This window comes from Conexibacter sp. DBS9H8, from assembly GCF_023330685.1.
In the GTDB taxonomy this organism is placed as follows: Bacteria; Actinomycetota; Thermoleophilia; order Solirubrobacterales; family Solirubrobacteraceae; genus Palsa-465.
In genome coordinates, this window is sequence record NZ_CP097128.1 from 1,027,704 (window position 1) to 1,053,266 (window position 25,563).

The 25,563-nt window shown below is 71.9% G+C and carries 27 protein-coding genes; 15 read left to right on the forward strand and 12 right to left on the reverse strand.

What is annotated here, in order from left to right; all coding sequences use genetic code 11:
* Positions 1–3: 3 nt before the first annotated feature.
* Positions 4–1,257, reverse strand: coding sequence for an ISL3 family transposase (locus M3M55_RS04825; protein ID WP_249011695.1), 1,254 nt, complete (start codon positions 1,255–1,257; stop codon positions 4–6).
* Positions 1,258–1,321: 64 nt separating this feature from the next.
* On the opposite strand from M3M55_RS04825, the gene M3M55_RS04830 reads away from it, so the two are divergent.
* Positions 1,322–2,158, forward strand: coding sequence for an acetamidase/formamidase family protein (locus M3M55_RS04830; protein WP_249011696.1), 837 nt, complete (start codon positions 1,322–1,324; stop codon positions 2,156–2,158).
* A 35-nt stretch (positions 2,159–2,193) separates the two neighbouring features.
* On the opposite strand, the gene M3M55_RS04835 is transcribed toward M3M55_RS04830, so the two are convergent.
* From M3M55_RS04835 to M3M55_RS04845, 3 genes are all read right to left on the reverse strand, one after another.
* Positions 2,194–3,138, reverse strand: coding sequence for a hypothetical protein (locus M3M55_RS04835; protein WP_249011697.1), 945 nt, complete (start codon positions 3,136–3,138; stop codon positions 2,194–2,196).
* 276 nt (positions 3,139–3,414) lie between these two features.
* A complete protein-coding gene (gene ileS, locus M3M55_RS04840; RefSeq protein WP_249011698.1) occupies positions 3,415–6,720 on the reverse strand; it encodes an isoleucine--tRNA ligase in 3,306 nt (1,101 codons plus the stop codon).
* Between the two features lie 15 nt (positions 6,721–6,735).
* The gene (locus tag M3M55_RS04845; protein WP_249011699.1) at positions 6,736–7,068 is read right to left on the reverse strand and encodes a hypothetical protein; all 333 of its coding nucleotides are present in this window, start codon (positions 7,066–7,068) and stop codon (positions 6,736–6,738) included.
* Between M3M55_RS04845 and M3M55_RS04850 the strand changes: the two genes are divergently transcribed.
* The 8 genes from M3M55_RS04850 (at position 7,048) to M3M55_RS04885 (ending at position 14,187) form a co-directional block, all read left to right on the forward strand.
* Entirely contained in the window at positions 7,048–7,887 is an 840-nt protein-coding gene (locus tag M3M55_RS04850; RefSeq protein ID WP_249011700.1) for an alpha/beta fold hydrolase, read from the forward strand. The genes M3M55_RS04845 and M3M55_RS04850 overlap by 21 nt on opposite strands.
* A gap of 110 nt (positions 7,888–7,997) precedes the next feature.
* Complete coding sequence (locus tag M3M55_RS04855) at positions 7,998–9,326, forward strand: lyase family protein (protein WP_249011701.1); 1,329 nt, start codon at positions 7,998–8,000, stop codon at positions 9,324–9,326.
* A gap of 197 nt (positions 9,327–9,523) precedes the next feature.
* A complete protein-coding gene (locus tag M3M55_RS04860) occupies positions 9,524–9,919 on the forward strand; it encodes a helix-turn-helix transcriptional regulator (RefSeq protein WP_371878800.1) in 396 nt (131 codons plus the stop codon).
* A 10-nt stretch (positions 9,920–9,929) separates the two neighbouring features.
* Positions 9,930–10,340 carry a VOC family protein gene (locus tag M3M55_RS04865; protein ID WP_249011703.1) on the forward strand — a complete coding sequence of 137 codons (411 nt, stop codon included), beginning with the start codon at positions 9,930–9,932 and terminating at the stop codon, positions 10,338–10,340.
* Positions 10,341–10,345: 5 nt separating this feature from the next.
* Entirely contained in the window at positions 10,346–11,002 is a 657-nt protein-coding gene (locus tag M3M55_RS04870; protein WP_249011704.1) for a YdeI/OmpD-associated family protein, read from the forward strand.
* A 264-nt stretch (positions 11,003–11,266) separates the two neighbouring features.
* Positions 11,267–12,940, forward strand: coding sequence for a SpoIID/LytB domain-containing protein (locus M3M55_RS04875; RefSeq protein WP_249011705.1), 1,674 nt, complete (start codon positions 11,267–11,269; stop codon positions 12,938–12,940).
* Entirely contained in the window at positions 12,937–13,848 is a 912-nt protein-coding gene (locus tag M3M55_RS04880) for a 5'-3' exonuclease H3TH domain-containing protein (protein WP_249011706.1), read from the forward strand. Before M3M55_RS04875 ends, M3M55_RS04880 begins: the two co-directional genes overlap by 4 nt.
* A 135-nt stretch (positions 13,849–13,983) precedes the next feature.
* A complete protein-coding gene (locus M3M55_RS04885; protein ID WP_249011707.1) occupies positions 13,984–14,187 on the forward strand; it encodes a hypothetical protein in 204 nt (67 codons plus the stop codon).
* Here the strand turns inward: M3M55_RS04885 and ychF are convergent.
* The 6 genes from ychF to M3M55_RS04915 all read right to left on the reverse strand — a co-directional run bounded on the left by ychF (position 14,139) and on the right by M3M55_RS04915 (position 18,855).
* Positions 14,139–15,218: a redox-regulated ATPase YchF gene (ychF, locus tag M3M55_RS04890; RefSeq protein ID WP_371878801.1), complete on the reverse strand. Its 1,080-nt coding sequence runs from the start codon at positions 15,216–15,218 to the stop codon at positions 14,139–14,141. The two genes, M3M55_RS04885 and ychF, sit on opposite strands and share 49 nt — an antisense overlap.
* A 2-nt stretch (positions 15,219–15,220) precedes the next feature.
* Positions 15,221–15,682, reverse strand: coding sequence for a phosphatase PAP2 family protein (locus M3M55_RS04895; protein ID WP_249011709.1), 462 nt, complete (start codon positions 15,680–15,682; stop codon positions 15,221–15,223).
* 26 nt (positions 15,683–15,708) lie between these two features.
* Positions 15,709–15,930, reverse strand: a complete 222-nt coding sequence (locus M3M55_RS04900; RefSeq protein WP_249011710.1) for a hypothetical protein — start codon at positions 15,928–15,930, stop codon at positions 15,709–15,711.
* The gene (gene mce, locus M3M55_RS04905; protein WP_249011711.1) at positions 15,931–16,341 is read right to left on the reverse strand and encodes a methylmalonyl-CoA epimerase; all 411 of its coding nucleotides are present in this window, start codon (positions 16,339–16,341) and stop codon (positions 15,931–15,933) included. It lies immediately after the preceding gene.
* A 73-nt stretch (positions 16,342–16,414) separates the two neighbouring features.
* A complete protein-coding gene (locus M3M55_RS04910; protein ID WP_249011712.1) occupies positions 16,415–17,524 on the reverse strand; it encodes a quinolinate phosphoribosyl transferase in 1,110 nt (369 codons plus the stop codon).
* The gene (locus M3M55_RS04915) at positions 17,524–18,855 is read right to left on the reverse strand and encodes a M20/M25/M40 family metallo-hydrolase (protein ID WP_249011713.1); all 1,332 of its coding nucleotides are present in this window, start codon (positions 18,853–18,855) and stop codon (positions 17,524–17,526) included. Before M3M55_RS04915 ends, M3M55_RS04910 begins: the two co-directional genes overlap by 1 nt.
* Positions 18,856–19,014: 159 nt before the next feature.
* On the opposite strand from M3M55_RS04915, the gene M3M55_RS04920 reads away from it, so the two are divergent.
* The 3 genes from M3M55_RS04920 (at position 19,015) to M3M55_RS04930 (ending at position 21,534) form a co-directional block, all read left to right on the forward strand.
* On the forward strand, positions 19,015–19,848 hold the full coding sequence (locus M3M55_RS04920; RefSeq protein ID WP_249011714.1) for an inositol monophosphatase family protein: 834 nt from the start codon (positions 19,015–19,017) through the stop codon (positions 19,846–19,848).
* A gap of 59 nt (positions 19,849–19,907) precedes the next feature.
* Entirely contained in the window at positions 19,908–20,243 is a 336-nt protein-coding gene (locus tag M3M55_RS04925; protein WP_249011715.1) for a helix-turn-helix transcriptional regulator, read from the forward strand.
* 472 nt (positions 20,244–20,715) lie between these two features.
* Positions 20,716–21,534 (forward strand): RNA polymerase sigma factor RpoD/SigA, encoded by an 819-nt coding sequence (locus tag M3M55_RS04930; RefSeq protein ID WP_249011716.1) that lies wholly within the window; start codon positions 20,716–20,718, stop codon positions 21,532–21,534.
* A gap of 110 nt (positions 21,535–21,644) precedes the next feature.
* On the opposite strand, the gene M3M55_RS04935 is transcribed toward M3M55_RS04930, so the two are convergent.
* A complete protein-coding gene (locus tag M3M55_RS04935) occupies positions 21,645–22,967 on the reverse strand; it encodes a replication-associated recombination protein A (RefSeq protein WP_249011717.1) in 1,323 nt (440 codons plus the stop codon).
* Between the two features lie 119 nt (positions 22,968–23,086).
* On the opposite strand from M3M55_RS04935, the gene M3M55_RS04940 reads away from it, so the two are divergent.
* Positions 23,087–23,824 (forward strand): bifunctional precorrin-2 dehydrogenase/sirohydrochlorin ferrochelatase, encoded by a 738-nt coding sequence (locus M3M55_RS04940; protein WP_249011718.1) that lies wholly within the window; start codon positions 23,087–23,089, stop codon positions 23,822–23,824.
* A gap of 35 nt (positions 23,825–23,859) precedes the next feature.
* On the opposite strand, the gene M3M55_RS04945 is transcribed toward M3M55_RS04940, so the two are convergent.
* On the reverse strand, positions 23,860–24,096 hold the full coding sequence (locus tag M3M55_RS04945) for a hypothetical protein (protein ID WP_249011719.1): 237 nt from the start codon (positions 24,094–24,096) through the stop codon (positions 23,860–23,862).
* Between the two features lie 53 nt (positions 24,097–24,149).
* Here M3M55_RS04945 and M3M55_RS04950 point away from each other — a divergent pair, with 53 nt between their 5' ends.
* Positions 24,150–24,830 (forward strand): ABC transporter ATP-binding protein, encoded by a 681-nt coding sequence (locus M3M55_RS04950; RefSeq protein WP_249011720.1) that lies wholly within the window; start codon positions 24,150–24,152, stop codon positions 24,828–24,830.
* Positions 24,827–25,531 (forward strand): heme exporter protein CcmB, encoded by a 705-nt coding sequence (locus tag M3M55_RS04955; protein ID WP_249011721.1) that lies wholly within the window; start codon positions 24,827–24,829, stop codon positions 25,529–25,531. The genes M3M55_RS04950 and M3M55_RS04955 overlap by 4 nt, the downstream gene beginning before the upstream one ends.
* The last annotated feature ends 32 nt before the right edge of the window (positions 25,532–25,563 follow it).

A 25,563-nucleotide genomic window follows, 5' to 3' on the forward strand; every position in this document is an offset into this window, starting at 1 on the left:
GGGTCATTTCACCCGGTCTGGGAGTGGCGGGCAGAGCCCGGATAGCGTGAGCATCGCGAGTGCGATCAACGCCGCAGCGCTGTGAAACCCGTAAGCGCGTCTGGTGATCAGCCGGATCTGGGTGTTGATCTGTTCGACTCGGGCGTTGGACAGTCCGAGGCGGACGGCGGCGAGGATCCCGTCACGTTGGGCTTTGATCGTCCGGGCGAGCTTGGTGAACGCTGGCAGGCGACATCGCCGAGCCCAGCACAGCCAGCCGTCCAGCAGCGCCTCGGCTTCCTCGGGACTGTCGGCCCGGTAGATCTGGCGGAGTTGTTCCTTGAGCAGGTACGCGCGGTAGAGCGGCCCGTTGAGCTTCTGGATCACCGCGAGCTTGGCCTGCTGTTTGTCGGTCAGGTTCTCGGGGTTTTTCCACACGCAGAACCGGGCGCCTTTGAGGTCCTTGGCGAGCGTCAGGTTCTTCTCCCGGCGAGCCTCGCGCCACAGCTCACGGCGGACCTCGTCCAGCGCGTCGCTCGCCAGCTGAACAACGTGGAACGGGTCCACGCACCGCTCGGCCTGGGGGACGGCCTCAGCGACCGCCGAGCTGATCCAGCCGGCCATGTCGCAGGACACCGATTCGATCTCTTTGCAGCGCTCTTCGCCCAGGGTGGCGAAGAACACAAGGACTGTCGCGCGGTCACGGCCCGGGGCGGCCCACACCAGCCGGCCGGTGTGGTGATCGACTACGACGGTCAGGTATCTCTGACCGCGTCGGTGCGAGATCTCGTCGATCCCGATGCTCCGCAGGCCCGACAGAAGATCGACCTTGAGGCGCTGTTCGTTGCAGACGCGTTCAACGATCCGTCCGACGCTCCGCCAGGAGCAGCGCATCAACTGAGCGACTGCACTCTTGGAACAGTTGACAGCCAGCCACGCCACCTGGTCCTCGAACGCGCGCGTGAACCCCGAATCGTGGCGCGCCCACGGCACCCTCGCGACGACCACGCCGTGACGAGAACAGCGCACGCGTGGCGCGTCGGCCTCGATCCAGCAGAACGACGTCCCGAGATCCAATCCGCGCCAGCGCCGCCGCCCGCCACCACGATCGAACCGACCCGAACGCCGTCCACAGATCCCGCACCGGTCCCGCTCGCGCCAGCCCGGCCGGACCGCCACGACGACCTCTACCCCGTCCCCAGCGTCGTTGACCGTCACGTCCTCGATCACCGCTCCGCGCAGCCCAAGCAGCCGCGCCCATACCCTGATGCTGCGCACGTCTCGTTTCGCCTCCTGAGATTTCCAGCCCTGAAGAAGCCGGAAAGCCTAGAAGCGACGGGGCGTGCGCCCCTATCTCAGCCGGTCACTGCACCCACGAAGACGTCACAAGCGCCGCTTTGGGGAGACCAACCTCGACTTCGACACCCTCTACAACCTGTCCGGTCCGGTGTACGTCGAGGGCGCAGCCCCCGGGGACACGCTGCGGGTCGACATCCTCGAGATGACACCCGGTGCGTGGGGGTGGTGTGTCATCCAGCAGGGGATGGGCACCCTCCCGGACAGCTTCGGCGAGGACTATTTCCGCACCTTCGACCTGCGCAACGGCACGCACGTCGACTTCGCGCCCGGCATCCAGATCCCCTTCAGTCCGTTCCTGGGGACGATGGGCACCGCGCCGGATGATCCGGTGGAGGCGGCCGTGTTCCCGCCCCACAAGGGGGGCGGGAACGTCGACACGCGCCACCTCACCGCCGGCACAACCCTGTGGCTGCCGGTCTGGTGTGCGGGCGCGCTGTTCAGCTGCGGGGACCCGCACGCGATGCAGGGAGATGGGGAGGTTTGCGTCGCCGCGCTCGAGTGCGACATGCGGGCGACACTGCGCCTCAGCGTCGAGCATCGTCGCATCTCCGCGCCCGCCTTCCAGACCGCCGGCGCCCTCACCCCGAAGGTGGACGGGGCCGGCCATCACGGGGTGATGGGGATCGCGCCGGACTTGATGGAAGGCACCCGCACGGCCGTGTCGGCGATGATCGAGTGGCTCGTCGCCGAGCACGGGTTGGAAGCCCGCGACGCGTACATGCTCTGCAGCCTCGCCGGGGACCTGAAGATCTTCGAGGTCGTCGACATGGGCATGTGGAACGTCGGGCTCACGCTGCCACTCGCACTCTTCCACGACTGAAACCGGGGAGGCCCCTCGGCGGGGTGGCTGACCGCCTACGCGGCCGGGAAGAGCTGGCCGGCCATGCCGCCGGCGATCCGGCGCGCCGACCCGGGCTGGGTGACGACCGCCCGGAAGCTCCAGCCCCCGGCCTGCTTGGGCTCGGAGAAGGCAAAGCTCGCCGTCCCGGCGGCGTTCGTCGTCGCGGCTGGCGCGGCGCTCATGCTCGACCCCATCGCCGTCGAACTGGAGCCCATCGCCGTCGAGCCCATCCCCGTCCCCGAGCCGGTGACGACCTTGCTCGGCGTCCAGCTCACCCCGGCCCCGACGATCGGCGCGCCGGCGGCGTTGGCGACCTTGACCTGAAAGTCGGTGCGGGCGCCCGGCCGGGTCTGGGCGAGGAACGGGGTGACGGTGACCCGGTCTCCGACCGGTGCGGTCGGAGACGTGCTCGGCGTCGTCCACCAGGCGTCGAGCAGGCCCAGCCCCCGCCCGAGGGCGGTGTCGTAGCTGCTGAGATCGCCGACCCGGACGGCGACCATCTCCATGCGCTTGGCCGGCTGGCCGAGCAGGACGATCCGGGCCTGGCCGGCGGCGTTCGTCTTCGCCGTCGCCGTGGCGACGTACGGCGCCGCCGCGGACGTGCCCGCCTCATACCAGTGGGCGGGATGGACACCCGACAACGGGACCATCGGCCCGACCCACCAGCTGACCGGCTCACCGGCGGCGGGGGAACCGCTCGCGGTGAGGGCCCGGAGGGTGAAGGTCGCCTCGTTCGCATGGGCGGATGGGCGCGCGGCGGCCGCCACCATCTGTGCGGTCACGTCGCTGTCGACGACGGCGACTGCGGCAGACGGACGCCCTGAGGTGGTGGCGGTGGAGGCGGCACCGGAGGAGGAACCGCAGGCGGCGATCGCCGCGCTCGCCAGGAGGCTGATGGGAACCCAGGCAAGCCGCCGAGACGGGGGGCCGAACCGGAGGATGGGGGGTGCAGGGCTCATGGGCGGGACTCCGATCGGTCGGTGAACCGGGGCGTCACAGTGCCGCGGCGGGGTGGGTCAACCGGCCGGGCCGGATCGTCCGGACATTACCGAAAGCCGGGGACCGGCCCGCTCCGGGCCGGCGGGCTTCGACTCCGGCGGGCCGGCGGGCTTCGACTCCGGCGGACCGGCGGGCTTCGACTCCGGCGGGCCGGCGGGCGCCGCCGTCAATAACGTGGGGGGAGAAATGCGTCGCCAGAACGCATTTCTCCCCCCACATCCTGTGGAGGCGGAGGCTCAGGCGCGGCGGAGGAAGATCGACAGCTCCCGCCCGTCGATCACCACCGTCGCCACCGCGTCGGAGATCGGCCCGGGCGCAGAGGCCACCGAGGTGGCGAGCACCTCAGCGGTGATGTAGGCCTCATGGGCACGGGCGGTGTCGAGCAGCTCGGCGTCCCCGGCGAGGGTGAGGACGATCCGGTCGGAGATGTCGAGCCCGGCGGCCCGGCGGGCGCCCTGGACGGCGTGAACGATCTCCCGCGCCCAGCCTTCCAACCGGAGGTCAGCGTCGATCTCGAGCTCGAGGGCGACGGCGTGGGATCCCTCCCGCTCGACCTGGTAGCCGGGGAGCGGCTTCATCGTCACGAGCACGTCATCGGCGCTGAGGGTGTGCTCGCCCCCGCCGACGTCGATGCCGACGGTCTCGCCCCGCTTGAGCCGGGCGGCGGCATGCTGGGCCTCCAGGCCGGCGACGGCCGCCGCGACGGTCGGCATGTCCTTGCCGAAGCGCTTGCCGAGGGTGCGGTAGTTCGGTTTCAGCTCGACGTCGCCGAGGTCGTCGGCGTCGTTGACGAACCGGACGGTGTGGACGTTGAGCTCGTCCGCGACGATCTCCACGAGCGCCTCGATCGCGGCGCGCTCGGCGCCGGTCGCGACGACGACGGCCGCGCGCAGCGGCTGGCGCAGCTTGATCTTCGCGCCCGCCCGGGCGGCCTGGCCCATCCGGACCGTCTCCCGGGCGACCGCCATCGCCGCCTCCAGCCCAGGGTCCCGGCCGGTCGGCACCGGCCAGTCACAGAGATGGACCGACGGCTCACCGCCGTCGAGGTTGTCGTAGATCTCATCCGCGAGGAACGGGCAGAACGGGGCGAGCAGCTGGGCGAGCGTGACGAGGATCCGGTGCAGGGTGGCGAGCGCCGCGGGCTCGCCGCGCCAGAACCGCGGGCGGGAACGGCGGACGTACCAGTTCGACAGCTCCTCGACAAAGTCGGCGATCGCCCGCCCCGCCCCGGTCGCGTCAAAGGCCTCCAGCCCGGCCCCGACGGCCTCGACCGTCGCGGCGAGCCGGGAGAGCGCCCAACGGTCGAGGTCGCCGAGCGCGTCCGGGACCGCCGCGGGCCCGGTGCCGGCCTGTGGACCGGTGGCGGGGCTCGCCACGGCCCCCCCGTCGGCCGCGGGCGCCCCGCCGTGGCCCCCCAACCCACAGTGGGGAGCCACGCCAGATCGGTCGGCGGCCCCCGACGCGTTCGCGTAGAGGACGTAGAAGCTGTAGACGTTCCACAGCGGCAGCAGGAACCGGGTGACCGACTCCCCGACCGCCTCGAGGCTGAACCGGTAGCCGTCCCACGGATACTTGGAGGTGAACAGGTACCAGCGGAAGGCGTCGGCCCCGAAGCGGTCGAGCACCGACCACGGGTCGACGACGTTGCCCTTGGACTTGGACATCTTCTGGCCGTGCTCGTCGAGGATGTGGCCGAGGCAGACAACGTTGGCGAACGAGCTGCGGTCGAAGAGGAGGGTTGAGACGGCCAGCAGCGAGTAGAACCAGCCACGGGTCTGGTCGATCGCCTCACAGATGTAGTCGGCGGGGAAGTGGGCGTCGAAGTCGGCCTCGCCGACGTGCGGGGCGCCCCACTGGGCAAACGGCATCGCACCCGAGTCGAACCACACGTCGATCACCTCCGGCACCCGGGTCATCTCACCAGCACAGTCGGGACAGGGGAAGTGGACGTCATCGACGAACGGGCGGTGCGGGTCCGCGAGGCTCACCCCGGACCGCTCGGTCAGCTCGGTCAGCGACCCGATCACCTCGATGTGGCCGGCCGGGCAGCGCCAGACCGGCAGCGGGGTGCCCCAGTAGCGCTCGCGCGACAGCGCCCAGTCGACATTGCCCTCCAGCCACTGGCCGAAGCGGCCCGACTTGATGTGGGGCGGCTGCCAGTTGACCGTCTCGTTCGCGGCGAGCAGGCGATCCTTGACCTGGGAGGTGGCGATGTACCAGGACGGCTTTGCGTAATAGATGAGCGCGGTGTCACAGCGCCAGCAGTGCGGGTAGGAATGCTCGTAGGGGACGGCCTTGAGCAGGCGCCCGCGGGCGCGGAGGTCCGCGACGATGTCCTCGTCACAGTCGCGCACCTTGCGGCCCGCGTACGCGGTGATGCGGTCGTCGTAGGTGCCGTCGGGGCGGACCGGGTTGACCGGGGCGAGCCCTTCGGCGACGCCGAGCTGGAAGTCGTCCTCCCCGAAGGCGATCGCCGTGTGGACGAGACCGGTGCCCTCATCCGCGGTGACGAAGCCGGCCGCCAGGACGGTATGGCCCTTGGCGCCGTAGTCGGCGGCGGAGATGAACCCGAACGGCGGCTCATAGGCGGTGCCGACGAGCTCGGCGCCGGGGAAGCGGGCGAGCACGGTCGCGCCCGGGCCGAGCACCGGCTCGAGCAGCGCCTCGGCGAGCACGTACTCGCCGGCGGGCAGGGGGGAGTCGGGGGCCGGACGCGCGCGGACGTAGCCGAGGTCGGGTGCGACGGCGACCGCCGCGTTGGAGACGAGCGTCCACGGGGTCGTCGTCCACACGAGCAGGTTGCCGGCGTCACTGGGCAGGATCACGTAGGCGGACAGGTCGACGTCGTCCTGGTAGGCGCCGGGCTGACCGAGTTCGTGGCTGGAGAGGGCGGTGCCACAGCGCGGGCAGTAGGGGACGACCTTGAGCTTCTCAAACAGCAGGCCCTTGGCGTGGATCGTCTTCAGCGCCCACCAGAGCGACTCGATGTAGGCGGGATCGAGGGTGCGGTAGGCGTCGGCGGTGTCGATCCAGAAGCCGATCCGCTCGGTCAGCGCCGTCCAGTCGTCGATGTTGGAGAAGACGCTGTCGCGACAGACCTGGTTGAACGCCTCGATGCCGTAGCTCTCGATCTCCTGCTTGCTGGCCAGGCCGAGCGCCCGCTCGGCGGCGAGCTCGACGGGCAGGCCGTGGCAGTCCCAGCCGCCCTTGCGGTCGACCCGGTAGCCGGCCATCGTCCGGTAGCGGGGGAAGATGTCCTTGAACGAGCGGGCGAGGACGTGGTGGGAGGCTGGCTTGCCGTTCGCCGTCGGCGGCCCCTCATAGAAGGTCCAGCGGGGCGCGTCGGCACGGCGGCGCAACGATTCGGCGAACACGTCGCGGTCCCGCCAGCGGGCGAGGATCGCCGACTCGAGGGAGGGGAGGTTCGGCTTGGGGTCGACCGGACGGTGGACGGGGGCGCCGGGTGCGGGGCGGTCGGCGGCGGGGCGGTCGGCGGCGGGGCGGTCGGCGGCGGGGCGGTCGGCGGAGTCGGGGGCGGCCATGGGTGGCCGAGGATTCTAGGTGGGCGGGGGTGAGCGGCCCGGCTCCTCCCCGGCAGGGTCGCGCTGCTGGAGGATCGCCGCCTTCTCGAGCATCCCGGCGGTGCGCAGACCGAGCAGCTCGCCGTCGGGAATCTCCCGGCCGAGCGCGGTGAGCGCACGGATGTCGGACGGGTTGAGCGGACGCACCCAGGCGAACGCCTTGGGCTTGGGTTTAGCCGCCACCTTCCAGGCGCGGGTGCGGAAGAACGGGCCCGACTCGGTGGCCGGGAGGGAGCGGGCGATCTCCTCAACATCGTCCCAGGTGGCGATTGCGCGACGATACCGGGCATGCGCCTGCGTCTGCACCACCACCGGGACGGGGCGCGCATCGCCTACCGGGAGCGGGGAACCGGACGGCCGCTCGTCCTGTTGCACTCCCTCGGGCTCAGCCACCGCGAGTGGGAGCCGATCGTCGCGCCGCTCGCGGACCGGTTCCGGGTGATCCTGCCGGACCTGCCGCTGCACGGCGATTCTGAGGACCGGCCCCGGCACCCCTACACCGGCGACTGGTTCGCGGAGCTGCTCACCGGGTTCTGCGCCGAGGTGGCGGGATCGGCGCCGCTGCTGGCCGCCCACGACTTCGGGGCCGAGATCGCCCTGACGGCGATCATCGAGCACCGGCTCGCCCCAGCCAAGCTCGTGCTGATGGACACGCGGATGCACCACGCCCCCGTCAGCGGGCTCCGCTGCCGGCTGTGGCGCTCGGGGGCGGCGGTTGGCGTGGTGCCCGGCCTCGACCTGGCGATCTCCCACGCGGTGCCGGTTCTGTTCGGCCCCCGGCGCGGGGATCGGCTGTCCGCCGCCCAGAACCCCGCGAGCCGAGACCTGCTTCGCCACGCCGTCTCCGACGTCGCCGGGAACGCGAACCGCGCGCGGGCGTGGGCGAAGTTCGCCCGCCACTGGCAGCTCGGGGAACGGCCCGACTGGCCGGGCGCCTACGCGCAGCTGACCCTCCCCGTGTTGTTGTTGTGGGCGGAGGAGAACCCGGACGCGCCGCTGGCGTGGGCCGCGGACGCCCTCGAGCTGTTCGCCGACGCGCAGCTGCGGACGGTGCCGGGCGCCGGCTTCCTCGCCGCCTATGACGAACCGGTCGTGCTCGCGCGGGAGCTGATCGCCTTCCTCGGGTAGCGTTCAGTCGCGCGAGAACGGTTCGGGCTCGGGCCGGGCTCGCGAGATCCGGTCGGGCCTGTGAGAACGTGTTCGGGCCGCGAGAACTTCAGACCTTCGAGGACGTGGTGATGAGCGTTTCAGATCAACAGCAGCTGTGGGGCGGCGAGACGACCAAGGCGGTCGCCAACTTCCCGATCTCCGGCGAGCCCGTGCCGGCCCCGGTGATCCACTGGCTCGGGGCGATCAAAGGCGCAGCCGCGCGGGTCAACGGTGAACTCGGCCTGATCGACCCCGAGATCGCCGAACGGATCGCCGTAGCGGCCGACCGCGTCGCCGCGGGCGACTACGACAGCCAGTTCCCGATCGACGTGTTCCAGACGGGGTCGGGCACCTCGACGAACATGAACGCCAATGAGGTGATCGCCACGCTCGCCGGCGCGCCCGTCCACCCCAACGACCACGTCAACTACGGCCAGTCCTCCAACGACGTGTTCCCCTCGGCGGTACACCTCGCCGCCCTCGATCAGGCGACCAACGATCTCCTCCCCGCCCTGTCGGAGCTCGAGGCGGCGTTCACGGAGAAGGCGGTTGCCTTCCACGACGTCGTCAAGTCCGGGCGCACCCACCTGATGGACGCCGTCCCGGTCACCCTCGGTCAGGAGTTCTCCGGGTACGCCGCCCAGATCCGCCTCGCCCAGCGGCGGGTGAGCCACGCGCTGCCCCAGGTCGGCCAGATCCCGCTCGGCGGGACCGCGACCGGGACCGGGCTCAACACCCACCGCGAGTTCGCCGCCCGCGTGCGCGAGCGCCTGGCCCAGCGCTCCGGGCTGACGATCTCCGCCCCCGAGGATCCGTTCGAGGCCCAGGGGAACCGGGACGCCCTCGTCGAGCTGTCGGGAGCCCTGAAGGTGATCGCCGTCTCCCTCACCAAAATCGCCAACGACCTCGCGCTGATGGGGTCGGGGCCACGCGCCGGGATCGGGGAGCTGCTGCTGCCCGAGCTGCAGAAGGGCTCATCGATCATGCCCGGCAAGGTCAACCCGGTGATTCCGGAGGTCACCCTGCAGGTCGCCGCGCAGGTGATCGGCAACGACACGGCGATCACGATCGCCGGAAGCCAAGGGAACTTTGAGCTCAACGTGCGAGTGCCGCTGATCGCCCGCAACCTGCTCGAATCGATCCGGCTGCTCGCCGCGACAGCGCGCGTGCTGACAAGCAAGTGCGTGGCCGGGATCGAGGCGAACCTCGCCGGTTGTGAGCGCTCGGCCGAGTCGACGCTCGCGACCGCGACCGCGCTCAACACCCACATCGGCTATGACCGGGCGGCCGAGATCGTCAAGGAGGCGACCGCGTCGGGCCGGCCGCTGCGGGAGGTCGCGTATGAGAAGGGCGTCGACGAGGCGACCTACAACGCGGCGATCAACCTGCGGGAGATCGCGCGGGGGAATCTCGACTGACCGAGTTCGTCTCCGGGGGCGTGAGGTCCCGTCCCGGGCCGGTTGGCCCGGGGGCTCCGGCGGGTGCGGGCGGGCCGGCGGGTGCGGGCGGGCCGGTGGATGCGGGCGGGCCGGCGGGCACGGGCGGGCCGGCGGGTACGGGCGGGCCGGCGGGTGCGGGCGGGCCGGCGGGTGCGGGCGAGAACTCGCTCGTCTGGCTGCGCCGGGTCCGGGACCGGATCGACCGGGAGTACGCCCGCCCGCTCACCGTCGCGGAGCTCGCCCGCGGGGTCCACATGTCCGCAGGCCACCTCAGCCGGGAGTTCCGTCGTGCCTACGGGGAGTCGCCCTACAGCTACCTGATGACCCGCCGGATCGAGCGGGCGATGGCCCTCCTGCGACGGGGCGACCTCAGCGTCACCGAGGTCTGCTTCGCGGTCGGCTGCGGGTCGCTGGGCACCTTCAGCACCCGCTTCCGTGAGCTCGTCGGCATCTCACCGAGTGCGTACCAGCGCCTCGGTCCCGGCGCGGTCGCCGGCCTGCCTCCGTGCGTGATCCGGCAGGTGACGCGGCCGGTCAGAAATCAAGAAGCGCCGCCGGTGTCGCTGCATTAGCGTGGCCGGCATGGACATCACTCTCTCTGCGACGTTCCTGCCCCACACCGATCCCGAGGCCTCACTCGCCTTCTGGCGGGACACCCTCGGCTTCAGCGTCCGCCAAGACGTCGGCAGCGGCACGATGCGCTGGATCACCGTCGGTGCCGCCGACCAGTCGGATGTCTCGATCGTCCTTGCCCCCGCCGCCGTCGACCCGGGCGTCACCGACGCCGAGCGGGAGACGATCACCGCGATGATGGCCAAGGGCACCTTCGCCATCATCACCCTGACAACGCCCGACCTCGATCGCGTCTTCCGCGACCTGCAGTCCGCCGGCGTCGAGATCGTCCAGGAGCCGACCGACCAGTTCTACGGGGTCCGCGACTGCGCGATCCGCGACCCGGCCGGAACCCTCATCCGGATCAACGAGCGGCGGTGACCCGGGTGCCTGAACCGGTGAAGGCACGGTCGGTGGGGACGGCGGCCGGCGGCCGCGCGAACTCTCTGGATGCCGAACGCGACGAGGCGATCCGCTGTGCCGCTCCCCTCGAGTGGATCGGAGAGACGGCGATCCTGCGGCTGCCGTCGGCCGCGAGTGCCCAACTGCCCTCTCGCGGTCAGGTGGCGGCGAGTGGCTCGATCAACGGGCAGGCGTTCGCCACCGTGATCGAGCCGGACGGCCGGCGTGGGCACTGGCTCAAGCTCGCCCCCGGCCTGGTGAGTGCTCTCACCGACGGCCGGGAGGGCGCGGGCGGCGCTGGGGAAAGTGGCGGTTCCACGCACGTTGAGGTGGTGCTGGTCCCGGCCCGGGAGTGGCCAGAGCCTGATCTCCCCGATGATTTTGCTGCCGCGCTCACCGCCGCCCCGGCGATCGCCCCGCTGTGGCAGGCGATCACGCCGATGGCCCGCTGGGAGTGGGTCCGCTGGATCAACGCGACGCGCAACCCGCAGACCCGGGCGCGGCGAGTGGCCGTCGCCATCTCCAAGCTCGATGCCGGCACGCGTCGGCCCTGCTGTTTTGACCTCTCCGCCTGCACCGACCCGGAGCTGTCCCGCAGCGGGGTGCTGGTCGGTGCAGGCTCCGCAGAGGCTCCGGGATGATCCCTGCCGATCCCGGGGTTCCTCCGATCTCGGGGTGATCCCCGCCCCCGTGTTCGTCACCCAGACGATCACCTCGACCCGCGACAAACCGCGCACCTCCGGGCGGTCTCGCCCGTTATGACAACAGCGGCCACCCTGGCAGAACCGTTGCAGGACGCCGTTTTCTCGCCGGATCTGTCAGGGTCCAGCCCGTCTGCACCGATGAAACACGGAATGCAAACAAGGAATTGGATCCTCGCCGTCGTAGCCGCGCTCCTTGTGGTCGTGGCGCTTCCCTCGCTCGCCCTTGCCTCCGGTGGGCGGTCGGCGCTCCGCTCGAGCCGCTCGGCGGCCCGCCCGGCCGCTGAGAGCGTTGGCCGCTCTGGCCGGGTCCGCGCACACGCGATCGTGCCCGCGCTGGCCCGGGCGACAGCTCGCGACGGGCGTGCCCGGTCCGCGGCTGCCACCACCGTCGCTCAGTTCGGTCAAGGCACGTTCGAGATCCGTGGCGGCGGGTTCGGTCACGGGATCGGGATGAGCCAGTACGGGGCGATGGGCTTTGCCCAGCATGGCTGGAACTACCAGGGGATCCTCGCCCACTACTACCAGGGCACGAGCCTCGGGCACGTGCCGAACTCGACGGTCACCGTTCTGCTCAATGACGGCGCGGCGACCGTCAACGGTGCCGACGATGCGAACGGCCATCCCCTGTCGCCGACCAAGAACTTCGGCGTGATCGCCGTCAACAACAAGCTCGAGCTGATCAGCGACGGACGGCGCAGCGCTCCCTTCACCCCGCCGCTGCGCCTGACGGGGACGAACGCAGGACTCACCCTCATCGGGCACGGCACCTACGCCGGCGCCCTCGTCTTCTATCCCAGCCCGTCCGGTGGGGTGCTCACCGTCAACGCCGTCGACCTCGAGGACTACGTGCGCGGGGTGATCGCCGAGGAGATGCCCTCGAGCTGGCCCGAGCAGGCGCTCGAGGCCCAGGCGGTCGCGGCCCGCACCTACGTGCTCGCCGACGCCCCGGTGAACCCCGATTACGACGTCTACTCCGACACCCGCTCGCAGATGTACGGTGGGATCAGCGCGGAGACGCCCGCCACGAACACCGCAGCGGAGGCGACCCAGGGGCAGGTTGTCGAGAGCGCCGGCCAGATCGTCCCCACGTACTTCTTCGCGAGCTCCGGCGGGCACACCGAGAGCATCCAGAACGTCTGGCTCGGGGTCAGTCCCGCCCCCTACCTCGTCGGGGTGCCCGACCCCTACGACACGGCCGCTGATGACCCCTATTACCGCTGGCAGGATGCTCTCAGTCTGTCCACCGCCGCCGGCGACCTCGCGGGTCTCTACCAAGGTGCCTTCAAGGGGATCACGATCCTCGCCCGCGGCGTTTCGCCACGGATCGTCACCGCCCGGGTACTCGGCAGCCTCGGCAGTTCGACGGTGTCCGGCTCGACGCTGGAGTCCGACCTCTCGACCTACAGCACGTGGATGTCCTTCACCGCGGTGACCGCGCGCGCTTCAGGCGGCTCGGGAGCCGGCCGGGGGCGGGCGACGTCCACTCGCAACGGCCGCTCCTCACGGGGCGGGACGACGTCCACTCGTCACCGAGCCACGAAGCGGACCGGTCGCTCCGGCACCCGCCACCGGCCACCCGCCTCCCCCTCCGGTGGCGCGAGCGCGACGAGCCGTCCGCACCCGTCCTCACCGACGTCGGGGGGCGCCGGGATCGGCGCCCTTGCCCACAGCGACCGAGCGCTCACCGGAACGGTGTTCCCGGCCACCCCCGGCGCGTCCGTGACCGTCGAGCGCCGCGGTGTGAGCGGCTGGTCGGCGGTCACCCGGGCGTCAGTGACCCGATCGGGGAGCTACGCAGTGCGGGTGTTCGGGCCCGGGCTCTACCGCGTTGTCTATCACGGGGTCGCCGCGCCCGCGGTCCGGATCGGCGGGTGAACGGGGCCGCCGCGGACGGGCCGTCGGCCGGGGTCGAGACGCCCCCCGCCGTTGCGCCGCTGCTCGTCGTCGACGCGCCGTGGCTGCTCTACCGCTCCCACTTCGGCCTGCCGTCCTCGATCATCGGGGTCGAGGGCCGGCCGGTGAACGCGTTGCTCGGGATGGCCAACGCGCTGCTCGGCGTGGTCGGTGCGTTGAAACCGCGGGCGGTCGCTGTCTGCTTCGGGGCCGAGGACGCCGCTCACCGCGTTCGTCTCTTCTCCGGCTATCACGCCGCCCGGGAGGCGATGCCGCCCGCCCTCGCCTGGCAGTTCGCCCGCGCGCCGGAGCTGTTCGCGGCGTGGGGCTGGACGGTCGCGAATGCGGGTGCCCTCGAGGCGGACGACCTGCTCGGCGCCTACGCCGAGGTCGAGTCGGCTGCGGCGGGTGACACGGTCATCCTCACCGCCGACCGGGACATGTACCAGTGCGTCGAGGAGCACACGCGGGTCCTGCACCTCAAGGGGGGTGAGCTGGAGTTCGTCGACGTCTCCGGGGTCGAGGCCCGCTACGGGATCGCCCCCGCTCAGGTCCCGGACTTCATCGCCCTCCGCGGCGACCCCTCCGACGGCATCCCCGGGGCGCCCGGGATCGGGGCGAAGACCGCGGCGAGCCTGCTCGTCCGGTTCGGCTCGCTCGAGGCGCTGTTGGCGGCGGCGGACGCCGGCGGCGACGACCTGCGTCCCCGGCTCGCCCAGACGCTGTGCGACCACGCGGAGGCGCTGCGCACCTTCCGGGCGGTGGCGACCCTCGTCCCGATCCACCCCGACCGGCCGCCGGACGCCGTCCTCGACGTGGCCGCAGCGGCCGCGGCCGCCGACGCGCTCGGGCTGGGGCAGCTCGCGGGCCGGCTCCGGGCGGGTCGTTAGGCGTTCCGTCTCCGGGCGGTCGTTAGGCGTTCCGTCTCCGGGCGGGGCCCCACGCCGCCAGCGAGTGCGATTTTTCGTCGTATTGACGAATCTGTGCACTCCCTCCACGGTTGGGCCGGGTCCAGAGGTGCCGCCGTGCCCCGGTCCGCCGCCGCGCCCCAGCTCGCCGCCGCGCCCCAGCTCGCCGCCGCGCCCCAGCTCGCCGCCGCGCCCCGGCTCGCCGCCGCGCCCCGGCTCGCCGCCGCGCCCCGGCCCGCCGCCGCGCCCCGGCCCGCCGCCACCGCGCCCGCTCAGGGCGTGAACTTCACGGTGATCACGTCACCGTCGGCCATCACGTAGTCGCGGCCCTCGAGCCGCAGGGCCCCATGGTCCCGGGCGCCCGCATACCCGCCGAACTCGACGAGCCGGTCCCAGCCGACCACCTCGGCACGGACGAACCCCTTCTGGATGTCGGAGTGGATCTGGCCGGCAGCGTGCCAGGCGCTCAGCCCGCGGCGTAGGTGCCAGGACTGGGCGGGCTTGGCCTCCCCGGCGGTGAAGAAGCTGATCAGCTCGAGCAGGTCGAAGGCGCCGCGGACGACGGTCGCGAGGCCCGACTCGGCGAGCCCGAGGTCGGCCCGCATCGCCGCCGCCTCGTCCGGCTCGAGCTCGCCGAGCTCCTTCTCGAGGCGGGCCGAGACGGCGACCGCCCGGGCGCCCTGCGCGGCGGCGTGGGCGGCGATCGCGCCCGGCACCTCGGCGTCACCCTCATCGACGTTGACGACGAACAGGACCGGCTTGGCGGTGAGCGACCCGAGCCGGACCGCCGCGTCGGCGGCCTCATCGGGCACCGGCACGCTGCGCACCGGCTGCCCCGCCCCGAGCGCGGCGATCACCCGCTCGAGCCAGGCGTGCTCGGCGATCGCCGCCTTGTCCCCGCCGCGGGCCTGGCGGACGACCCGCTCGATTCGCCGTTCGGCCTGCTCGAGGTCGGCGTAGATGAGCTCGGTCTCAATCGTCGAGATGTCCCGCAGCGGGTCGACGCTCCCCTCCGAGTGGATGATCGACGCGTCCGTGTGCGCGCGGACGACGTGGACGATCGCGTCGGTCTCCCGGATGTTGGCGAGGAACTGGTTGCCGAGCCCCTCCCCCTTGTGCGCCCCGGCGACGAGCCCGGCGATGTCATGGAAGGCGATCGTGTCCCAGACGAGCTCGGAGGCCGCGACGGTCGCCGCGACCTGGCGCATCCGGTCATCCTCCACCCCGACGATCGCGACGTTCGGCTCGATCGTCGTGAACGGGTAGTTCGCCGCCTCCGCCGCCGCCCCGGTGAGCGCCGAGAACAGCGAGGACTTGCCCGCGTTGGGCATCCCGACGATTCCGACCTTCATGCTCATCGGCGTCCCAGTTCCCCGATCAGGCTGCCGAGCGCCGCCCCGGCGAGCACGTCACTCGGGTAGTGCACCCCGAGGTAGAGCCGGCTGAGGGCGAGCGTTCCCGCCACCCCGTAGAGCGCGCCGGCGGGCGCAAGGCCGCCGTAGACGCGCGCGGCCGCGAACGAGGTCGTCGAGTGCGCGCTCGGGAAGGACAGCTGCGACATCGTGTGGGTGAGCGGCGGCAGGTCCGCCAGCTGCGGGCGCGGCCGGGCGACGACTCGCTTCAGGGCCTGGTTGGCGAGGTAGGCCGCCACGACTGTGCCAGCCCCCCGCCGCCAGGCCTGGGCCCGCGCCGGGTCGGCCGACAGCCGCCCGCCCGCGAGCCCGAGCGCGATCCAGCCGAGGGCGTGCTCACCGAGGGCCGAGTAGGCGCCGACGGCCCGGTCGCGGCCGGGGGTGTGCCCGCGCGTGCGGAGCACGCGCAGCAGCTGCGTGTCCAGTCCGCTCAGAACCCGACCCGATGGTCGTCGTGTTCGATCTGCAGGTAGTCGATGCGGGTGAGGTCGAGGACGACGGTGCCGCCCTCCGCGGCGAGCTCGTGCCAGCCGCCGTTCTTGCCGAGCAGCTCCCGCAGGCGCGCCAGTTCGGCGGGGCGGACCCGGGCGGGCAGCACCTGGCCGCCGGTGAAGCCGAGGCTGATCCGCACCGGGCTGTCTGAGTCACTCATCTAATGGTCCTCCGCGGGTTGGACGATCTCGGTGAGCACGCCGCCGCTGGAGGCGGGGTGCAGGAAGGCGACCCGCGAGCGGCGGATCCCCGTGCGCGGCGTCGCGTCGATCAGCCGCGTGCCGGCGGCCGCGAGCGTCGCGAGCGTCGCGTCGATGTCCGCCACCCGGTAGGCGACGTGGTGGAGGCCGGGGCCGCGCTTGGCGAGGAACTTCGCCACCCCCGTGTCGGGACCGAGCGGCGCGATCAGCTCGACGTGCCCGTCCCCGACGTCGAGCAGCGCCGCCTCAACCCCCTGTTCGGTCACCGTCTCCCGGTGCACGAGCTCGAGCTTGAGAACATCGGTGTAGAAGGCGAGGGCGGCGTCGATCTCCTCGACCGCGACGCCGACGTGATCGATCAAGGTCAGCATTGGCCGCCAAGTTACTGCACCGGGCGTGCCGGCACCGGTGCCGGCCACCGGGCCGGCACCGGTGAGGCCGGTGTCAGGTCACCGGCCTCAGGCGCGGGTTGGGGCGCCAGCGGCGGCCGGCCTTCGCGCACGGGCGGCCGTCGAGGCGGACGACGTCGGCGGTGAAGTCGTTGCGGCCCCGGATCAGGCTCGAGCCGACCCCGTAGGCGTCGACGGGGACGCCGGCGGCTTCGAACCGGTCTATCCGTTCCGCGTCGAACCCACCGGAGGCGACGATCCTGACGTGGGCGTGCCCGGCACGGTCGAGCGCGTGGCGGACATTCGCGACGAGCTGGGGGTTGACTCCGCGCGGGTCCCCGTCGCCCATCTGCTCGAACAGGGAGCGGTCGACGAGCTGCTCGGAGGTGTCGAGGCGGACGCCCCACAGGTCGGGGCCGAGCGCGTCGGCGACCGCGACGGCGGTACGGACGCTGTCGTTCTCCCAGTCGACGAGCACGGTGATGTTCATCTGCCCGTGGAAGCGGCGGGCAAAGGCGCGGGCGGCGGCGACCGTATCCCCGCCGTAGGCGGCGATCAGGCCGTGGGGGACGGTGCCGATCCCCGTCCCGCCCCACCACGAGGCCTGGGCGTCGGTCGAGACGCCGATCGCCCCGGCGACGTGGGCGGCCCAGCCGTCGCCGGTCTGAACGAGCCAGTGGTCGTGGCGGGCGGGGAAGTAGAAGATCGGCTTGCCCGCGGCGGCGTCGACGACGGCCCGCACGTTGGCCATGATCAGTGAGCGGCGGGCGAGGGTGCCGAGGAAGACGGTCTCGAGGTGGGCGAACTCGGCGTAGTCCCCCTCGATGCTCAGGACCGGCTCATGGGCGCTGATCGGGTCGCCTTCGGCGAGCGCGGCGACCGACAGCTGCGGCCAGGCCTCCACCCACTCCCCGTCGGAGCCGTGGTGGCCCGCACACAGCTTGAGGATCGCGATCGCCTCGTCGATGCCGCCGAGCCACGCCTGCGGGCGCTTCTGGAACACCTGCATCGTCACGTGCGGATGGTGGTTCTCGGCCTCCAGCAGCGTCTTGGTGTGGACGAAGTAGGCGTCTGAGTAGTAGCCCTCACGGATCCGCGCGACCGGCAGGCGGAAGGTCGCGGGGTCCAGCCGGGGGGTGGCGGTCCCCGTGTCCGGGGTTGCCATCAGCCGAGCAGGTCCCGGGCGGCGGCGATGAAGAACCGCGTCGCGTAGGTGAGGTCGCGCACGTCAATGCGCTCGTCGGCGGAGTGCACGAGCGGGGCGACCTCGGTGATCGGCATGTGGCGGTGGGGAAAGAAGCCGTAGGCGATCAGGTCGGGGAAGGCGCGGCGGAACCAGGAGGAGTCGCTGTAGCCGGGCAGGAGCACCGGGACGGTGCTCGCCTCGGGATCCTCGGCGGCGAGCCACCGTTCGATCGTCTCCATCAGCGGCGAGTGGACGGGGGAGAGGTAGCCGTACACCTGCTCGGTGAAGCTGATCTCGACGAGGTCGGCGCTGTCGCCGAGGACCTCATGGAGGGCGGCCAGCGCGGCCTCCTCCCCGAGCCCGGGCGGCACCCGGCAGTCGACCTTCAGCGTCGCCCGGGACGGGATCACGTTGATCTTGTCGGAGGCGTGGGCCATCGTTGGCGCGAGCGTCACCCCGAGCATCGGCTCCAGCAGGGCGGGCAGGTCGGGGTGCTCGTGGGTGAGGGCGGCGACCGCGGCGGCGGCGGTGGTCTCATCGATCTGGGCGGCGTCGAGGCCGGTGAGGGCGGCGAGCAGTTCGCGGGGCGGTTCGGTGAGTCGGTAGCTCGGCTGGGCGGCGCCGAGGCGGGTGAGGACGGGGGCGAGCTTGAGCAGCGCGTTCTCCCCGTTGCGGGGCAGGGAGGCGTGCCCGGCTCGGCCCCGGGCGGTGAGCAGGAAGCGGAAGATGCCCTTCTCCCCGCAGCAGACCCCGTAGCGGCGCCGGCCGCCGAGCTCGAAGGTCGCCCCGGCGCCCTCGTTGAGCAGATAGTCACAGCGGACGGCGTCCGGGTGGTTCTCACAGATCCAGCGGGCCCCGATCTCCCCGCCGGTCTCCTCGTCGGAGACGACGATCACCCGGAGGGCGCCGCGGGCGGGCCGCCAGCCCTCCCGGGCCAGTGTCGCGGCGGCGACGACCTCCGCGGCGGTCTGGGATTTCATGTCGAGGGCGCCCCGGCCCCACAGGTAGCCGTGCTCGTCGATCTCTCCCGACCACGGGTCTCGTCGCCACTCCTCCGGGTTGGCGAGGACGGTGTCGACGTGGGAGAGCAGGCCGAGCACCGGACCCCCGGCATCGCCCTCGGCGGCGAGGGTGGCGACGAGGTTCGGTCGCTCGGGCTCGGCGGCGAGCTGCACGGTGCGGAAGCCGGCGGCGGTGAGGTAGGCGTCGAGATACTCGATCGCGGCGCGCTCGTTCCCGGGCGGGTTGACGGTGTTGTGCCGGATCAGGGTCGCGAGGACCTCCGCGCTCTCGGCTGTGAGGTCGACCATGGCGTGGCAGGCTAGCGCCTGCCCCGGGCGTCACGGGCCGGTCCGCAGGGGCCTCGGCGCCCTCGGTCCGCCCCGGTCGGCGTCGGTCCTTCCGCCCCGCCGGTCGGTCGGCTGCCCCGCGCCCGGCGGTGTCGTCCCGATCCACTAGGATCGCCCGCCGTGAATGGATATGGCGCCCCCGAGCACAGCGACGATCTCAGCCTCGCCCTCACCCTCGCCGACCTCGCCGACGCGATCACCGTCGGCCGCTTCGGCGCCTCCGACCTCGCGGTGGAGACCAAGCCGGACCTGACGCCCGTGTCGGAGTCCGACAAGGCGGCCGAGCTGGCGATCCGCGAGCACCTGCGTGAGGTCGCCCCCGAGGACGCCGTCGTCGGCGAGGAGTTCGGCGCGGAGGAGGCGACGAACCGCCGGCGCTGGATCGTCGACCCGATCGACGGGACCAAGAGCTACGTCCGCGGGGTCCCGACCTGGTCGACCCTGATCGCCCTGCAGGTCGACGGCCACAGCACGGTCGCCGTCGTCTCGATGCCGGCGGTCGGGCGGCGCTGGTGGGCGACCCGGGGTGGTGGCGCCTACGCCGCGGTGACGGCGGCGCCCGTCGCGGGGGCGCAACCGGCAGTCAGCCCCCGCGTCACCCGCGTCGGGGTGAGCGCGGTGGCCGACCTCGCCGACGCGCAGATGGGATGGTCGGGGATCGAGGACTGGGACGCGGTCGGGCGGGGGGACGCGGCGCTCGCGCTCGCGCGCTCGTGCTGGCGGACCCGGGGGATCGGGGACGTCTGGCAGTACATGCTCGTCGCCGAGGGCGCCTTTGAGATCGCCACCGACCCAGAGGCGACGCTGTGGGATCTCGCCGCGCCGGCGCTGATCGTGGAGGAGGCCGGCGGCCGTTTCACGAGTCTCGCCGGGGAGCCCGGCCCGGGTGCCGGCAGCGGCCTGGCGACGAACGGGATCCTGCATGAGCGCGTCCGGGCCCTGCTCGGCGGTTGAGGGCCGCCGGCCGTCCTATCATCGAGTCTCGAGATGTGTGAGACGGCCCTCCTTCAGGCATGAGGGACATCGCCCACCCGGCGATCGATCAACTCAGCCTCCCAACTGTCCTGCACGCGCTCTCGGACCCGGTGCGGCTCGAGATCGTGCGGACGCTCAGTGACGGGAGCGAGCGGCCCTGCGGCGCCATTGCGGTGCCGGTCTGCAAGTCCACGCTCACCCACCACCTGAAGGTTCTTCGCGACGCAGGCGTGACCCGGACCCGGCGCGACGGAGTCCAGCGTCTGATATCACTGCGACAGCGTGACGTCGAGACCCGGTTTCCCGGGCTACTTGACTGTGTGCTCGCGGATGCCGATAATGGTGTCCGGGCGAGCGTTCGCGCGCACGCCTGACCTCCAGCCGGGTTTCGCCCCGGCCGCCATATCAGGAGTTCTCTGCAGCCAAATCGGGTAGGTCTCCGATGGAGGCGGAAGCCCCAGGCGAAACCCTGAGGAGCAGGATTCCGTTGGGTATGTGGAGAAGTGAGCACGGCTGGGCGCTTGGGGCCCGGTCGCTGCGGGATGGCCCCGCGACAGATGAAGTGGACTCTTACGTATCACTTCACTTGACAGAAACCTTCCGCAGGCGTATATTTCGATCATCATCAAACAAGAGAACGACTGGAGCCCCAAAACGGATACGAAGACGACACTCAGCCGCGCCCGCGGTGAGCACTCAGACAAGGAAGCAACGACGACGCGACGCTCTCGCGGCGCGAATTCGGCTGCGGCCAAGCCGCGCACCGACTCGTCCCACCGCCGTTCCCACACCACGACTCCGCGTCCGACGCGGACCCGCGCCGCGCTGCCGCTGGCGGACGGGTCGATGGAGTCACTCGAGCTCTTTTACCGTGAGGCCCGCACCCACCATCTGTTGACCGCCGCCGAGGAGATCCAGCTGGCGCAGCGGATCGAACGGGGCGACCTTGATGCCAAGGCCCAGATGATCAACGCGAACCTCCGTCTGGTGGTCGCCCAGGCCCGCCGTTACCAGGGCCACGGGCTTCCGCTCGAGGACCTCGTCCAGGAGGGGATGCTCGGCCTCATCCGCGCCGTCGAGAAGTTCGACTACCGCAAGGGGTTCAAGTTCTCCACCTACGGGACTCTGTGGATCCGCCAGGCGATCCAGCGCGGGCTGCAGAACTCGGGTCGGACGATCCGTCTGCCCGTGCACGTCGCCCAGCGTCAGGTGAAGGTGCGCAAGGTCGAGGGTGAGCTCAACCTCAAGCTCGGGCGTGAGCCGACCGACGAGGAGATCGCGCTCGTCGCCGAGCTGCCGATCGAGCAGGTGACCGAGGTTCGTGAGCTGTCGATGGGGCTGGCGTCCCTCGACCAGCCGATCGGAGACGACGGTGAGATGGCGTTGGGCGACCTGCTCAACTCCGACGCGCCCGAGCCCGATGAGGTCGTCGCCGACAACTGGCGCGACGCTCAGGTCGCTGAGCTCGTCGGTCAGCTGCCGAGCATGGAGCAGCAGGTGCTGCGCCTGCGCTTCGGCCTCGGTGGCGATGAGCCGCGGACGATCCGTCAGACCTGCGCGGAGCTCGGCATCACGCCTCGGGAGGCCTCGGAGTTCGAGTCCCGGGCGCTGGCGACGCTCAGCAAGTCAGACGCGCTCGCCGCGCTGCGCGCCTCGCTCGCCTGATCGGCCCTCAGCCGCACAAGGATGTGACCGCGGGGTCCGTCTCCCTCTGGGGGCGGGCCCCGTCGGCGTTTCGGGGCCGGCGGTGCCGCTCAGGCGGCCGGCGGGGCCGCTCAGGCGGCCGGCGGGTCGGGGTGGTCCTGGCCGCTGCCCGACGGCGTGTAGATCCGGGTGCCGTAGAGCTCGGGCGGTAGGAAGACCATCGCCTCCGCCCCCGGCTGGGATGCGTGGATGTACCCGTCGCCGTGCCCGAGCCGGCGGTCCAGCACAGTGCTCGGATTGCGCAGGTGGGAGGGGACCGGGTAGTGGGGGCGGTCGGTGACGAGCCTGCGAGCCGCCGCGAGCCCCTGGTAGGCGGCCCAGCTCTTGGGCGCGCGGGCGAGGTAGGCGGTCACGTGTGCGAGGGTGATCCAGCACTCGGGCGGACCGACGAGCGCGACCGCCTGCATCCCGGCGACGGCGACCGCGAGCGCGCCGGAGGCGGCGACGCCGACCTCCTCTGAGGCCGAGATGACAAGGCGCCGGGCGACGAACTCGGGCGGCTCCCCGCCGGCCTCCATCCGCGCGAGCCAGTAGAGCGCGGCGTCAGGGTCTGAGCCGCGGATCGACTTGATGAACGCGCTGGTGACCGCGTAGTGCTCGTCTGCGCCCTTGTCGTAGCTGACCGCCCGCCGCCCGGCGGCCCGCTCGACCGTCGTCTGTTCGAGCATGCCGCCGCCGGGGCTGAGGGTGACGGCGGATTCGATGATTCCCAGCAGGCGCCGCGCGTCCCCGTTGGCGACGAGCAGGAGGTGCTCGCGCGCCTCGGGGCTGAGGCGGTAGGGGTTGGTCGGGTGGCCGACCCCGCGTTCAGGGTCGCGGAGGGCCCGGTCGGCGAGCTCGCCCAGGTCGGCCTCCGACAGCGGGGCGACGACGTGGATCTGGACCCGGGAGACAAGGGCCCGGTTGAGCTCGAAGCCGGGGTTCTCCGTCGTCGCCCCGACGAGCAGCACCGTCCCGTCCTCCACGTAGGGGAGCAGCGCGTCCTGCTGGGCCCGGTTCCAGCGGGCGATCTCATCGATGAACAGGAGCGTGCTCCGGCCACCGCGGCGGCGCTCGCCCGCCCGCTCGATCACCGCCCGCAGCTCACGGATTCCGTCCGTCACCGCGTTGAGCTGCTCGAACGCGGCATCGACGGACCCGGCGACACAGCGGGCGATCGTCGTCTTGCCGGTGCCGGGCGGTCCCCACAGGACCATCGACACCGGCGTGCCGCGCTCGAGGGCGACCCGCAGCGGAGCGCCGGGGCCGGTCAGCTGGGGCTGGCCGACGACCTCATCAAGGTGGCGGGGGCGCATCCGCTCGGCAAGCGGGGCGGCGGGCGCCGGTTCTGCGGTGCCGCCTGGGGTGCCGCCTGGGGTGCCGCCTGGGGTGCCGAGGCTCAGCTGCTCGTCCACGGCTGTTCACCCTAGCGCCCGGCCCCGGACTTCCCGCCCGCGCGCCCGGCCCCGGTCCCCCCACCCACGCGCCCGACCCCGATGCGCTCCGGAGGACGGGGGCGGCTACGCTTATGGGCATGCCCGCACAGGCCTACGCCGGCAAGGAATGCGTCTGTCAGTACCGCAAGGGAATCTGCGACCAGTCCTGTGTCCGCGACATGCTCGAAACCCCGTTCTACATGGCCTGCCTCAAGCTCAAGGGACGCCGCTGCCTTGTCGTCGGCGGCGGAGATGTCGGGCTTGAGAAGGTCGAGGGCCTGCTCGCCTGTGACGCCGACGTCACCCTGGTGGCCCCGCGAGCGGTGCCCGCGCTCGAGCAGCTCGCCGCGGAGGGGTCGATCGACTTCCTGCAGCGGCCCTATGAGACGGCCGACCTCGACGGGCACCTGATCGCGATCGCCGCGACCGACGACACGGACGTCAACATCGGCGTGTTCAACGACGCGGAGGCGCGGGCGATGCTCGTCAACGTCGTCGACGTGCCGCCGCTGTGCAACTTCATCCTGCCCGCCGTCGTCCGCACCGGGCCGCTCGCCGTCGCGATCTCCACCGCCGGCGCAAGCCCCGCACTCGCCAAGCGGATGAAGCGGGAGATCGCCGAGCTGTTCGGCGAGCCCTACGCCGACCTCGCGGTGATGCTCAATGACGTGCGCGGCTGGGCGAAGGGCACGCTGCCGACCTATCAGGACCGCAAGGAGTTCTTCGAGTCGATCGTCAACGGCGACCCGGACCCGATCGCGCTGCTGCGCGCCGGGGACGTCGCGGGCGTCCGCGACCTGATCGCCGCCGCGCAGCGCTCGGTCCCGGTGCTCTGAGCCGCCGGGCGGTGGCCCGGGGGCCCCTCAGCGGTCTAGATCGTCTCCGCGTAGCGTCCGAGCGGAACCGAGTCGTTGGTGAGGCCGTGCTGGAACTCCTCCCAGTGCTCGGCGGGCTGGTTCTGGCGCGACTCCTCCCGGGACCGCTCAAGCGCGATCGCGTCGCTCAGCAGCACCCGCGCGAGCAGAGCCGGGTCCGTGCTCAGCCGCTCGGCCATCAGCGCCAGCTCCTCCGCCGGTCCGTCGTCCAGCAAGACATTGACCTGTTGCATGACTGCACCCTAGCCGCGTCGGTCGCCGCGGTGGGAATAACCTCGCCGGCGCGATGACCGCCGCGATCGAACTGGACGGCCTCGTCCGCAACTTCGGCGAGCGGACCGTGCTGTCGGGGCTCAGCCTGAGCGTGCCCGCCGGGACGAGCCTCGCCGTGCTCGGCCGCAACGGCGCGGGGAAGTCGACCCTGCTGCGGATCCTCGCGACGCTGCTGCGCCCCCACGCCGGTCGGGTCGCCATCTTCGGGCGGGACCTGCCCGCGGACGGGTGGGCGGTGCGCGGGCGGATCGGCCTGCTCAGCCACGAACCGCTGCTCTACCGGGAGCTGAGCGGCCGGGAGAACCTCACCTACCACGCCCGGCTGCACGGAGTCGGGGCCGACCGGGTCGAGGAGGTCCTCGCCGCCGTCGGCATGGCCCGGCGCGGCGATGACCCGGTGCGCTCCTGCAGCCGGGGGATGGTCCAGCGTCTCGCGGTCGCCCGGGCGGTGCTGCACCGCCCGGAGCTGCTGCTTCTCGACGAACCGAAGTCGAACCTCGACCCGGCCGCAAGTGACCTGATCGAGCCACTGATCGGCCGTTCCAGCGGGGTCACTCGGGTGCTCACCAGTCACGATCCCGAGGCCGCGCTCGCGGAGGTTGACCTCGTGCTCGCGATCGCTCAGGGTCGGGCGGCCTACCTCGGTCCGCCGAGCGGCATCGACTCCGAGACGATCCGGGGGTTGTACCGGTGAGGGTTGCCTGGGCGATCCTGCGCAAGGACCTCACCGTGGAGCTGCGGACCCTCGAGACGGTCCCGGCGATGGCGATCTTCACCGTCGCGACGTTCGTCATCTTCCACTTCGGCCTGCAACGGGACAGCCTGAGCGGCCAGCTTGCGGCCGGGGTGTTCGCCGTCAGCCTCCTGTTCGCCGCCGTGCTCGGCACCAACCGCCTGTTCGTCGCCGAGCGCGAACAGGGGGGCTTTGACGGTTTCCTGCTCGCTCCCGTCGACCGCACCGCGATGTTCCTCGCCAAGTCGGCGGCGCTGTTCCTCTACCTGACGGTGCTCGAGATCATCGCCGTGCCCGCCTTCGGCCTGTTTGCCGCTCCGCCCGGCTACGGCGGCGCGCTCGGGGGCCTGATCGTCTTCCTCCTGCTCGTCAACCTCGCCTTCGCGATCCTCGGCACACTCGTCTCTGCGATCGCCGTCCACACGCGCGCCCGCGACCTGATCGGACCGATCATCGGCCTGCCGCTGCAGATCCCGGCGCTGATCAGCTTCGCGATCGGGACCGGCAAGCTGCTCGCCGTCCACACCGTCGGCCCGGGGGAGGTTCTCCCCGTCCACGGCGCCCACCATCCCGCCGGCGAGTGGCTGCTCGTGCTCGCCCTTTATGATGTGTTCACGGCGCTCCTCGCCTACGCCGTGTTCGACTTTCTCCTCGAGGAGTGACACCGCCCGGCTGACCCCACCGCCGAGAGCCG

Coding starts and splice junctions, on each gene's coding strand:
- M3M55_RS04865 (WP_249011703.1), top strand. CDS start 9,930: ATGGACATCACTCTCTCTGCGACGTTCCTGCCCCACACCGATCCCGAG.
- M3M55_RS04835 (WP_249011697.1), bottom strand. CDS start 3,138: ATGAGCCCTGCACCCCCCATCCTCCGGTTCGGCCCCCCGTCTCGGCGG.
- M3M55_RS04850 (WP_249011700.1), top strand. CDS start 7,048: ATGCGCCTGCGTCTGCACCACCACCGGGACGGGGCGCGCATCGCCTAC.
- M3M55_RS04930 (WP_249011716.1), top strand. CDS start 20,716: ATGGAGTCACTCGAGCTCTTTTACCGTGAGGCCCGCACCCACCATCTG.
- M3M55_RS04855 (WP_249011701.1), top strand. CDS start 7,998: ATGAGCGTTTCAGATCAACAGCAGCTGTGGGGCGGCGAGACGACCAAG.
- M3M55_RS04925 (WP_249011715.1), top strand. CDS start 19,908: ATGAGGGACATCGCCCACCCGGCGATCGATCAACTCAGCCTCCCAACT.
- M3M55_RS04910 (WP_249011712.1), bottom strand. CDS start 17,524: ATGGCAACCCCGGACACGGGGACCGCCACCCCCCGGCTGGACCCCGCG.
- ileS (WP_249011698.1), bottom strand. CDS start 6,720: ATGGCCGCCCCCGACTCCGCCGACCGCCCCGCCGCCGACCGCCCCGCC.
- M3M55_RS04900 (WP_249011710.1), bottom strand. CDS start 15,930: ATGAGTGACTCAGACAGCCCGGTGCGGATCAGCCTCGGCTTCACCGGC.
- M3M55_RS04915 (WP_249011713.1), bottom strand. CDS start 18,855: ATGGTCGACCTCACAGCCGAGAGCGCGGAGGTCCTCGCGACCCTGATC.
- M3M55_RS04940 (WP_249011718.1), top strand. CDS start 23,087: ATGCCCGCACAGGCCTACGCCGGCAAGGAATGCGTCTGTCAGTACCGC.
- ychF (WP_371878801.1), bottom strand. CDS start 15,218: ATGAAGGTCGGAATCGTCGGGATGCCCAACGCGGGCAAGTCCTCGCTG.
- M3M55_RS04950 (WP_249011720.1), top strand. CDS start 24,150: ATGACCGCCGCGATCGAACTGGACGGCCTCGTCCGCAACTTCGGCGAG.
- M3M55_RS04945 (WP_249011719.1), bottom strand. CDS start 24,096: ATGCAACAGGTCAATGTCTTGCTGGACGACGGACCGGCGGAGGAGCTG.
- mce (WP_249011711.1), bottom strand. CDS start 16,341: ATGCTGACCTTGATCGATCACGTCGGCGTCGCGGTCGAGGAGATCGAC.